The following is a 12,104-nucleotide window of genomic DNA, read 5'->3' on the forward strand; positions in this document are numbered from 1 at the left end:
TCTAACAATTTTTGGGAATGAGATAATGAATTCGTAATGGGATTCTATCTCATTCCCATTTTTTCGTTAAATTGTTTACTTGATTTGATTTCAGCGTAACACCATTTATTTATTTAAAAACTTGTAGTATCATAGAACTATTATTTATAAAAATGTTAAGGCTTTTGTAGTTCTTTTAACATTTGATAAAATTAAAGTAATACTCGCATTTCTATATCTAAATAGATGATATACTCGGATTAATGAAGGACAATGTATGTTTTCTTAATTTTCAAAAATTCGAATATGAGTTGAGTATTTGAAATACAAATGAGTTGGGGTGTCATATATTGAATAACGAGTATCCATATAGCGCTGATGAAGTGCTAAATAAAGCTAAATCATATTTATCAACTGACGATTATCAATATGTTCTAAAAAGTTACCATATAGCTTATGAAGCCCATCAAGGACAGTTCCGCAAAAATGGTCTTCCGTATATCATGCATCCTATTCAAGTAGCGGGCATATTAACAGAAATGCGTTTAGATGGTCCAACGATAGTGGCAGGTTTTTTGCATGACGTCATTGAAGATACGCCGTACACATTTGACGATGTTAAAGATATGTTTAATGAAGAAATAGCGCGTATTGTTGATGGTGTTACTAAACTTAAAAAGGTAAAATACCGCTCTAAAGAAGAACAACAAGCAGAAAATCATCGTAAATTATTTATTGCAATTGCAAAAGATGTTCGAGTGATACTTGTCAAATTAGCCGATAGATTACATAACATGAGAACATTAAAAGCTATGGCTAGAGAAAAACAAGTGCGTATCTCAAAAGAGACACTAGAAATTTATGCACCGTTAGCACATAGATTAGGTATTAATACGATTAAATGGGAATTAGAAGATACTGCACTAAGATATATAGACAGTGTTCAGTATTTCCGTATTGTCAATTTAATGAAGAAAAAGCGTAGTGAACGGGAAGCTTATATCGCTAATGCAATAGATAAAATTCAAACAGAAATGATTAAAATGGACATCACTGGAGAAATTAGCGGTAGACCTAAACATATTTATAGTATATACCGAAAAATGATGAAGCAAAAAAAGCAGTTTGATCAAATATTCGATTTATTAGCTATTCGTGTAATTGTTAATTCTATTAATGATTGTTATGCAATTTTAGGGTTAGTCCATACATTATGGAAACCAATGCCCGGAAGATTTAAAGATTATATTGCAATGCCTAAACAGAATATGTATCAATCTCTCCATACCACTGTAGTTGGTCCTAATGGAGACCCTTTAGAAATACAAATTAGAACGTATGAAATGCATGAAATAGCTGAACATGGTGTTGCAGCTCATTGGGCATATAAAGAAGGAAAAACAGTTAATGAAAAGAACCAAGATTTTCAAAATAAATTAAATTGGTTAAAAGAATTAGCTGAAGCTGATCATACATCATCTGACGCACAAGAATTTATGGAATCACTGAAATATGATTTACAAAGTGATAAAGTATACGCTTTTACACCTGCAAGTGATGTTATTGAATTGCCTTATGGAGCAGTTCCAATAGATTTCGCTTATGCTATTCATAGCGAAGTCGGAAATAAGATGATTGGTGCAAAAGTTAATGGTAAAATTGTTCCTATTGATTATGTTCTTCAAACCGGAGATATTATTGAAATTCGTACAAGTAAGCACTCTTATGGACCTAGTAGAGATTGGCTTAAGATAGTTAAATCATCAAGCGCTAAAAGTAAAATTAAGGGTTTCTTTAAAAAACAAGACCGTTCATCTAACATTGAAAAAGGTAAGTTTATGGTCGAAGCAGAAATTAAAGAACAGGGCTTTAGAGTAGATGATATTTTAACTGATAAAAATATAGAAGTTGTTAATGAGAAATACAATTTTGCAAATGATGATGACCTATTTGCAGCAGTTGGATTTGGTGGTGTAACAGCATTACAGGTTGTTAATAAATTGACCGAAAGACAACGTATACAAGATAAACAAAAAGCGCTAAACGAGGCACAGGAAGTTATTAAATCACTTCCGATTAAAGATGATATCATCACTGATAGTGGTGTATATGTCGAAGGTATAGAGAATGTATTGATAAAGCTTTCAAAATGTTGTAATCCAATCCCTGGAGATGATATTGTAGGATATATCACTAAAGGACATGGTATTAAAGTGCATCGTACAGATTGTCCTAATGTTAAAAATGAAACAGAACGATTAATAGCAGTTGAGTGGGTTAAATCTAAAGATTCTACTCAACGATACCAAGTAGATTTAGAAGTTAGTGCATATGATCGTAATGGTTTATTAAATGAAGTAATACAAGCCGTTAATTCTACAGTTGGAAGTATTATTAAAATCAATGGGCGGTCTGATACTGATAAAAATGCAATTATCACTATTAGTGTTATGGTGCGTAATGTTAATGATGTATTCCGTGTAGTTGAAAAACTAAAACAATTAAGTGATGTATATACAGTGTCAAGAGTTTGGAATTAATGAGGTGCTATTAATATGAAAGTAGTTGTACAAAGAGTAAAAAGAGCAGCAGTTACAAATAAAAGCATTCACAATGAAATCGACAAGGGTTTCTGTCTTTTAGTCGGAATAGGTAAGGATACAACAGAAGCAGATATAGATGCAGTTGCTAAAAAGATTATTAACGCTCGTTTGTTTGAAGATGAGAATGGCAAACTTAATTTAAATATCCAACAAGTTGAAGGTCAAATTTTATCTATTTCACAATTTACTTTATATGCTGATGTACGTAAGGGTAATAGACCAGGATTTTCAAATTCAAAAAATCCTGAAGAAGCTAATGTGTTATACGAAAAATTTAACACTGCTTTAAAAGCTTATGACGTTGAAGTGAAAACAGGTGAATTTGGTACTGATATGGAAGTTGAAATTATCAATGATGGTCCAGTTACTATTATCTATGAAAGTCAGGATGGCAAAATAATATGAACAAAGTAGATGCATGGTTATCTAAACATGACCTTAAAAATCTAACAACATTGATAGTTGTAGGTGCTTTTATATTATTTTTAATATTATTATTTATGTTAATGAATCATAGTGATCAAGGGAGTAATAGAATTACAGTTTCAGAGAATGCTGAGTTACGAACTGGTCCAAATGCTGCTTATCCTGTGATTTACCAAGTCGAAAAAGGTGATACGTTTACTAGATTGAGTAAATCAGGTAAATGGATAGAAGTTGAAAGCAGAGATGGTTCTGAAAAAGGTTGGATAGCTGGATGGCACACAAGCTTAAATATTGAAGCGGGTGCGAATAAAAAAGTAAACCCTTTGAAAAATAAGGTCATTGTCTTAGATCCTGGCCATGGAGGCAATGACCAGGGTGCATCCAGTAATACTTCAAAAAAGAGTTTGGAGAAGAACTATACTTTAAAAACAGCTAAAGAACTGAGACGTGCTCTTGAAAAAGCGGGGGCAACAGTTAAATTAACACGTTCTGATGATACATATGTTAGCTTAGATGATAGAAAACTTAATGGTGATGCATACATTAGTATACATAATGATTCTCTTGATAGTCCTAATGCTAATGGTGCAACTGTTTATTGGTATAAAAATAATCAAGAAGCTTTAGCTGAAACGTTAAATACAAACATACAAAAGAAAGCCATGTTGTTTAATAGAGGAACTCGACAAGAGAACTTCCAAGTACTCAGACAAACCAATAAGCCAGCCGTATTATTAGAATTAGGATATATAAGTAATCCAACAGATGAGGTAATGATACGAAATCAAATCCATCGACAAGTTGTAGAGGAAGCTGTAGTGGATGGTTTAAAACAATATTTTGCATCTTAAAGCTTGCAAACTATGCATAAACTCGTTATTATAATTAGTGAACTTTATATATAATACCGTTATGATTCTTGAAAGTATAAATGAAAGAGGTAGCAATAATTGATATTGTGAAGAGATATAATCCATGGCTGGAAGATTATACTGAGTAATTTATTACTTTGAACACAAGAACAGGTGCTTTAATAGATTAAGCCGTTTGACGTACGTTACACGTTTTGAGTGGTAATTAAGTTTTACTAACGAATTTAATTACAATTAGGGTGGCAACACGGCGATTCGTCCCTTGTATAGTAGAAATGCTATATAAGGGACTTTTTTTATTAAAGAGAGTTTGTAAAAATACAAAGAAGGAGTGATTGTGTGATTAGAATTCCTAGAGGTACACAAGATATCTTACCTGAAGATTCTAGTAAATGGCGTTACATTGAAAATCAACTTGATAAATTAATGAAATTATACAATTATAAAGAAATCCGCACGCCGATATTTGAAAGTACAGATTTGTTTGCACGTGGCGTGGGTGACTCTACAGATGTCGTACAAAAAGAAATGTACACTTTTAAAGATAAAGGTGACAGAAGCATAACTTTAAGACCAGAAGGAACTGCAGCTGTTGTACGTTCATACATTGAGAATAAAATGCAAGGTATTCCAAATCAGCCTGTTAAATTATATTATAATGGGCCAATGTTCAGATATGAACGTAAACAAAAAGGACGATACCGTCAATTCACTCAATTCGGCGTTGAAGCGATTGGCGCTGAAAATCCGAGCATGGATGCTGAAGTTCTAGCTATGGTGATGCATATCTATGAATCATTTGGTCTTAAACATTTAAAATTAGTTATCAATAGTATTGGTGATGCTGATTCACGTAAAGAATATAATGAGGCACTAATACGTCATTTTGAGCCAGTGATAGATACATTTTGTGATGATTGTAAATCAAGATTACACACAAATCCAATGAGAATACTAGATTGCAAAATTGATAGAGATAAAGAAGCGGTTAAAAATGCGCCAAGAATTACTGATTACTTAAATGACGATTCAAAAGCTTACTTTAATGAAGTGAAGACTCACTTAGATGATTTAGGTATTTCATATGTTGAAGATCCTAACCTTGTACGTGGCCTTGATTATTACACACACACTGCTTTTGAGTTAATGATGGATAATCCTAATTATGATGGTGCAATAACTACCTTATGTGGTGGTGGTCGATATAATGGACTGCTTGAATTATTAGATGGACCAAATCAAACGGGTATTGGTTTCGCTTTAAGTATTGAAAGATTGTTATTGGCGCTTGAAGAAGAAGGAATTGAATTGGACGTCGAGGATACGTTTGATCTTTTTATCGTTACTATGGGTGAAGAAGCTGAACGATACAGCGTTAAGCTTTTAAATCAACTCAGAAAATCGGGTATAAAAGCCGACAAAGATTATTTACAACGTAAAGTTAAAGGCCAAATGAAACAAGCTGATCGCTTGAATGCTCAATATACTGTTGTTATCGGTGATCAAGAGCTTGAAAATGAAGTGATTGATGTCAAAGACATGTCAACAGGTGAAACAGAAACTATTAACTTAAATAACTTAGTAAATTATTTTCAAGAAAAAAATAATTAATAAAAAGGAGAATATAAATGAGTAAAAGAACAACGTATTGTGGTTTAGTTACAGAAGAACTTTTAAACCAGAAAGTTACTTTAAAAGGTTGGGTTCATAATCGTCGTGACTTAGGTGGTTTAATCTTTGTCGATTTACGTGACAGAGAAGGTATCGTGCAAATCGTCTTTAACCCTGATTTCTCTGAAGAAGCTTTAAGTGTTGCTGAAACAGTAAGATCAGAATATGTAGTTGAAGTTGAGGGAACAGTAACAAAGAGAGATCCTGATACTGTGAATTCTAAAATTAAAACTGGTCAAGTAGAAGTACAAGTTTCTAATATATCAATTATCAATAAATCAGAAACACCACCATTTTCTATTAATGAAGAAAATCAAAATGTTGATGAAAACATCCGTTTAAAATACCGTTATTTAGATTTAAGACGTCCAGAGTTGGCACAAACATTCAAAATGAGACATCAAACAACACGCGCTATTCGTGAATATTTAGATAACAATGGTTTCTTCGATATTGAAACTCCTGTTTTAACTAAATCTACACCAGAAGGTGCCAGAGATTATTTAGTACCTTCTCGAGTTCATGAAGGAGAATTTTATGCATTACCACAATCACCTCAATTATTTAAACAATTATTAATGATTAGTGGTTTTGACAAATATTATCAAATTGTTAAATGTTTCCGTGATGAAGACTTACGTGCAGATCGTCAACCTGAATTTACTCAGGTCGATATTGAAATGAGTTTCGTTGATCAAGAAGATGTGATTCAAATGGGTGAAGAAATGTTACGAAAAGTTGTTAAAGATGTTAAAGGCATTGACGTATCAGGTCCTTTCCCTAGAATGACTTATGAAGAAGCGATGAGACGCTATGGTTCAGATAAACCTGATACTCGTTTTGAAATGGAACTTAAAGATGTATCACAGTTAGGTCGTGAAATGGACTTTAAAGTATTTAAAGATACTGTAGAAAATAACGGCGAAGTAAAAGCCATTGTAGCTAAAGGTGCAGCCGACAATTATACTCGTAAAGACATGGACGCATTAACAGAATTCGTAAATATTTATGGTGCTAAAGGACTTGCATGGGTAAAAGTTGTTGATGATGGATTGAGTGGTCCAATCGCTCGTTTCTTTGAAGATTCAAATGTTGCAACTTTAAAAGATCTTACACAAGCTGAATCAGGAGACTTAGTAATGTTTGTCGCTGATAAACCAAATGTAGTAGCTCAAAGTTTAGGTGCTTTACGTATTAAAATTGCCAAAGAATTAGGTTTAATTGATGAAAATAAACTTAATTTCTTATGGGTAACAGATTGGCCGTTATTAGAATATGATGAAGATGCTAAACGTTATGTAGCTGCACATCATCCATTTACTTCACCTAAACAAGAGGATATTAGTAAATTAGATTCAGAACCTCAAAACGCACAAGCGAATGCATATGACATCGTTTTAAATGGTTATGAATTAGGTGGGGGATCAATCAGAATTGCAGACGGTGAATTACAAGAAAAAATGTTTGAAGTATTAGGATTCACTAAAGAACAAGCTAGAGAACAATTTGGATTCTTATTAGATGCATTTAAATATGGTGCACCACCACATGGCGGTATTGCACTAGGCTTAGACCGTTTAGTAATGCTACTAACTAATCGTACAAACTTACGTGATACAATTGCATTCCCTAAAACAGCTTCTGCGACTTGCTTGCTTACAGATGCACCAGGTGAAGTCTCAGATAAACAATTAGAAGAGCTTTCTTTACGTATTCGTCATTAGATTTAACATATAGAAGGATATAAATACATTAGTCATCGAAATCACAATAGATTTTGGTGACTTTTATTTAGTGTTTTTCTTTTAGAATTATATTCAGTCTTTAAAAAACTATAATAATATTATTTAAACTTAATTTTATTATAGTTTTGCTTCACAAAATATACATTTCTATCTAGTTCATAAGGATTTCTTTATTTATACCTCTGTGGTAATATATAAACATAAGGTAGTCATCTGTATTGTTCGTACGTTTGCTTTTTATTTGGGCCTAACACTTTTTGATCAGGGAGCCCAATAGGTTTTCTTGCAGCGCACACGCCTCAATTGGAGGACTTGCAAAACAAGAAACAGGGCACCCACCTGTATATAGCAGGCCGAATGATCAAGCTTTTTATAACTACGGCAATCACGGACTCTACCGGTACGCAAGGCTTTATGTCTTGCGTATTTTTATTTGTCTTTTTCTGTTAATATAAAGTTATCGTATTGTTTTTTATAAAGGAGTTTAAAATGAAACATCAATTTTCAAGAAACGAATTAGCATATGGACAAGAGGGTTTAGATCTATTAAAAGAAAAAACAGTTGCAGTTCTTGGGGTAGGTGGTGTTGGTTCATTTGCTGCCGAAGCATTAGCAAGAACCAATATTGGTCATATTATTTTAATCGATAAAGATGACGTAGATATCACAAATGTCAATCGTCAAATACATGCACTCACTACAACTATCGGACAAAGTAAGGTCACTTTGATGGAAGAACGTATTAAACTTATTAACCCTGATTGTAAAGTAACACCACTTCACATGTTTTATACTGAGGAGACATATGAGGATTTATTTAATAATTATGATATTGATTACTTTATCGATGCAAGTGATACTATAATATATAAAGTTCATCTGATGAAAGAGTGTTTAGAACGAGGAATTAAGATGATTTCAAGTATGGGGGCAGCTAATAAAACTGATCCTACACGATTTAAAATAGCAGATATTTCTAAAACTTATATGGACCCTATGGCTAAAATTATTCGTAATAAACTAAAGCGTCAAGGTATAAAAAAGGGTGTACCTGTCGTGTTTTCTGATGAAAGTCCTATTGTAATTCGTGAAGATGTAAAAGCAACCGTTGGAGATGCAAACGCTATTAATCGTAAAGGGCAAATGCCTCCATCATCAAATGCATTTGTACCAAGTACAGTAGGATTAATCTGTGCGAGTTACGTAGTAAATGACATTTTAAAAAATATACCTGTACGCCGTATTAAAGATAAAGGGAATATATAAATAATAGACTATGAATCAAATTTAAAAGTCATTTATAATGGCTAATTGATTCATAGTCTTTTTTATTTTTTGTTTCTTAAATTATCATAAATAGTTTTAAATTGTTGTTCACTTTTTGATGTTGATTTAGGCTCATAATAAATTTTATTTTTGAGTTTATCTGGCAAGTATTGTTGAATGACGTGTCCATTTTCATAGTTATGAGGGTACTTATAACCTATGGCACGACCTAAATCTTTAGCTCCAGCATAATGTCCATCTCGTAAATGGTCAGGAATTTGGCCTATATTACCTTTACGTATGTCACTAAGTGCACTGTCAATCGCAGTGATTGCTGAGTTGGATTTAGGTGATAATGAAAGCTCAATTACAGCTTGACTAAGAGGTATTCTCGCTTCCGGGAACCCCAGTCGCTCTGCCGATTGAATGGCTGCAAGCGTACGTTGTCCCGCATTAGGTGAAGCCAATCCTACATCTTCATAACTAATGACTAATAAGCGTCTTACAATAGTCGGTAAATCGCCAGCTTCAATTAATCTTGCTAAATAGTGTAATGCAGCATTTACATCACTACCTCTTATTGATTTTTGAAAAGCACTCATAACATCATAGTGCATATCTCCATCTTTATCGCTTACGAAAGCACCTTTTTGCAAACAATCTTTAGCATCTTGGAGAGTAATATGTCTAATTTCATTTTCAACTGAAGCACTTAAAACAGCCAATTCAAGAGCATTTAAAGCACTTCTAACATCTCCTTGGCTTTGCGTAGCAAAATATTCTAATGCATCTTCATCTACTTTGGGATGATAATTAGCTAAGCCACGTTGAGAATCATTTAATGCTCTATTGATTGCGAGTCGCACATCATCATGATCTAATGAATACAGTTCGAATATTTGAGCTCTTGAGCGAATAGCTGGGTTGATTGCATGATATGGATTTGAAGTTGTTGCACCAATCAAGACGATCTTACCATTTTCTAAATGTGGTAATAAGAAATCTTGTTTAGCTTTATCTAACCGGTGAATTTCATCTAATAAAAGAATGACTTGACCAGACATTTTGGCTTCTTCGACTACCATTTGCATATCTTTTTTTGAATTTGTAACTGCATTTAATTGTCTAAATTTATAGTCAGTGCTACCAGAAATTGCTTTCGCAATACTCGTTTTACCAATGCCTGGTGGCCCATAAAATATCATTGATGATAATCTTTTGGTTTCAACCATTCGTCTAATAATGCCTCTAGGTCCTACTAAATGTTGCTGCGAAATGATTTCGTCAATGTTAGTAGGTCTCATTCTTGAAGCTAAAGGTTCTGTAATCACTATTTTCACACCTTTCTAATACTATCTTAACTGAAAAAATGCTAGAATGGTATTATATATTATTCGAATTAAGTGAGGTAATGTTATGAAAATATCAACGAAAGGGAGATACGGCTTAACTTTAATGATTTCCCTTGCTAAAAGAGAAGGGCAAGGATGCGTATCTTTAAAGTCAATTGCTGAAGAAAACAGTTTGAGTGATTTATATCTCGAACAATTAGTTGGTCCTTTAAGAAATGCTGGTTTAATTCGAAGTGTTCGTGGTGCCAAAGGTGGTTATCAACTTAGAGTACCAGCTGACGAAATTAAAGCAGGCGATATTATTCGTTTACTAGAAGGTCCTATAACGATAGTCGAAAGTATTGAATCAGAACCACCTGCACAAAAACAGTTATGGTTAAGAATGAGAGATGCTGTTAGAGAAGTATTAGATAATACTACTTTAAAATATCTAGCAGACTATGTCGAAACTGATGATAAACTTGATGGTTACATGTTTTATATTTAATTTTAAAAAATATGTTTATATACAAATGTGTGTGGTAAATAATAATTACAACAGTACGGTACATTCTTTATTTTGTATCTCAGAATTAACTTGATACTTGATCGATAAAAATATTCTTAAATTTGAAAGGAGAATTTCATTATGGGATTCATGGATAAAGCGAAAGATGCAGCAGATAAATTTAAAAATAGCGATAACGAACAAGTTGATAAAGCTAAAGACAAAATCAATGAATATACTGAAAAAAACAACGATGACAAAAAAGATGATAAATAATTAAATTTTTGAGCGATAACATTTGATGTTATCGCTTTTTTATGTGTAAATAAATATTTATAAATTAGGTAATTCAAAACATTTTTATTAAATTTAATGTTGTTTTAGCACTAATACCTAAATGTTTATAAGCAAATAAAAGGAGTGAGATTAAATAATATCCCACTCCAAATTATACCTTAATTCTCTCACTATCCATCAATTTTAAATTTTAATATTGATTATTGATTCAATTTTTCAATAATATTCTGTAAACGAGTGAAGGATTCAAATTGCTTTTCTTGATCATAAATATAGCTGATTCCCATGATTTCATCAATTTCACCATATTCTTCAATAAATGCTTCTAACTTCTCTTTAACTGTTTCCTCTGAACCTATTAGCGAATCATTAAATCTTTGTTTAGCCATTTCAAATTCTCTAGGTGTTAGAAGAGCTTGTAAGTCATTTGTAGGTGGTTGTACTGGTTGCATTCTACCACGAGCAATACCAATAAATACTTGAGCTAAAGTGCTTGCTAGGTATTCAGCTTCTTCATCACTTTCAGCTACTATCACATTCAAGCATACAATCATATAAGGCTTATCTAATACGTCAGAAGGTTCAAATAGTTCTTTATATATTTGAATAGCCTCTTTCATTTGCTGAGGTGCAAAATGACCTGCAAAGACATAAGGTAATCCCTTACGTGCAGCTAAATGAGCTGAATCAGTAGATGATCCAAGAATGTATAATGGTACATTTTTACCTACAGCAGGATAAGCTCTTACATAAGCTTGTTTATTTCCAGGTCCAAAATAAGTTTGTAATTGTTCAACTTCTTCAGGAAACTCATATACGCCATTATGCTGATCACGTCTCAATGCGCTAGCTGTCATCATATCAGTCCCTGGAGCTCTACCTAAGCCTAGATTAACTCTGTTTGGGAAAAGTGTTTCCATTGTTCCAAATTGCTCCGCAACTATTAGAGGAGCATGGTTTGGTAACATAATCCCTCCAGATCCAACTTTAATACGTTTCGTATGTTCAAGTGTATGTTGAATCAATAGAGAAGTTGCAGAACTTACTAAATTTGGTGCGTTATGGTGTTCTGCAATCCAGTATCTTTCATAATTAAGTGAATCTAACTTTTGAGCTAAACTAATCATATCCTCAATTGCTTCTTTATCACTCTGACCTTCTCTTATTGGAACTAAATTTAATGCAGATACCTTTAGATTACCCACAGTTTTCATCTCCTCATATAAAATTAATATGGTTCAGTTTAACAAAATATGTAGTTTAATTTATATTGAAATGCTCATAATCGATAATGTTAGTGAAAAAATATTAATAATTTAATTAAAGTACATTTAAAAATATTTATAAGTTAATGTGGGGTTAATTTTGAAAGTGGTTGAGTGTTAAAATATTAAATAATGGAAAAA

Annotated in this window: 10 protein-coding genes and 1 other RNA gene; 9 read left to right on the forward strand and 2 right to left on the reverse strand. The window is 32.7% G+C overall.

From position 1 onward, the window contains the following. Nucleotides 1-329 precede the first annotated feature (329 nt). The 7 genes from EQ029_RS05995 (at nt 330) to EQ029_RS06025 (ending at nt 8,562) form a co-directional block, all read left to right on the forward strand. On the forward strand, nt 330-2,519 hold the full coding sequence (locus EQ029_RS05995) for a RelA/SpoT family protein (RefSeq protein WP_011275585.1): 2,190 nt from the start codon (nt 330-332) through the stop codon (nt 2,517-2,519). A 15-nt stretch (nt 2,520-2,534) separates the two neighbouring features. Continuing rightward, nucleotides 2,535-2,987 carry a D-aminoacyl-tRNA deacylase gene (gene dtd, locus EQ029_RS06000; RefSeq protein WP_011275586.1) on the forward strand — a complete coding sequence of 151 codons (453 nt, stop codon included), beginning with the start codon at nt 2,535-2,537 and terminating at the stop codon, nt 2,985-2,987. Next, on the forward strand, nt 2,984-3,859 hold the full coding sequence (locus tag EQ029_RS06005; RefSeq protein ID WP_037558159.1) for an N-acetylmuramoyl-L-alanine amidase family protein: 876 nt from the start codon (nt 2,984-2,986) through the stop codon (nt 3,857-3,859). The genes dtd and EQ029_RS06005 overlap by 4 nt, the downstream gene beginning before the upstream one ends. 360 nt (nt 3,860-4,219) lie before the next feature. Continuing rightward, nucleotides 4,220-5,491, forward strand: a complete 1,272-nt coding sequence (hisS, locus tag EQ029_RS06010; RefSeq protein WP_011275588.1) for a histidine--tRNA ligase — start codon at nt 4,220-4,222, stop codon at nt 5,489-5,491. 17 nt (nt 5,492-5,508) lie between these two features. Then, nucleotides 5,509-7,275: an aspartate--tRNA ligase gene (gene aspS, locus EQ029_RS06015; protein WP_011275589.1), complete on the forward strand. Its 1,767-nt coding sequence runs from the start codon at nt 5,509-5,511 to the stop codon at nt 7,273-7,275. 228 nt (nt 7,276-7,503) lie between these two features. Beyond that, a non-coding RNA gene (gene ssrS, locus EQ029_RS06020) (6S RNA) lies at nt 7,504-7,694 on the forward strand. 91 nt (nt 7,695-7,785) lie between these two features. Next, entirely contained in the window at nt 7,786-8,562 is a 777-nt protein-coding gene (locus tag EQ029_RS06025; protein WP_011275590.1) for a tRNA threonylcarbamoyladenosine dehydratase, read from the forward strand. Between the two features lie 62 nt (nt 8,563-8,624). Here the strand turns inward: EQ029_RS06025 and EQ029_RS06030 are convergent, their stop codons facing one another. Continuing rightward, nucleotides 8,625-9,893: a replication-associated recombination protein A gene (locus EQ029_RS06030; protein ID WP_011275591.1), complete on the reverse strand. Its 1,269-nt coding sequence runs from the start codon at nt 9,891-9,893 to the stop codon at nt 8,625-8,627. 85 nt (nt 9,894-9,978) lie between these two features. On the opposite strand from EQ029_RS06030, the gene cymR reads away from it, so the two are divergent. After that, nucleotides 9,979-10,401, forward strand: a complete 423-nt coding sequence (cymR, locus tag EQ029_RS06035; RefSeq protein WP_033080142.1) for a cysteine metabolism transcriptional regulator CymR — start codon at nt 9,979-9,981, stop codon at nt 10,399-10,401. Nucleotides 10,402-10,542: 141 nt separating this feature from the next. After that, nucleotides 10,543-10,677, forward strand: a complete 135-nt coding sequence (locus tag EQ029_RS12760) for an SAS049 family protein (RefSeq protein ID WP_011275593.1) — start codon at nt 10,543-10,545, stop codon at nt 10,675-10,677. A gap of 221 nt (nt 10,678-10,898) precedes the next feature. Here the strand turns inward: EQ029_RS12760 and EQ029_RS06040 are convergent, their stop codons facing one another. Continuing rightward, entirely contained in the window at nt 10,899-11,912 is a 1,014-nt protein-coding gene (locus tag EQ029_RS06040; protein WP_080388603.1) for an LLM class flavin-dependent oxidoreductase, read from the reverse strand. Nucleotides 11,913-12,104 lie beyond the last annotated feature (192 nt).

This window comes from Staphylococcus haemolyticus (assembly GCF_006094395.1).
In the GTDB taxonomy this organism is placed as follows: domain Bacteria; phylum Bacillota; class Bacilli; order Staphylococcales; family Staphylococcaceae; genus Staphylococcus; species Staphylococcus haemolyticus.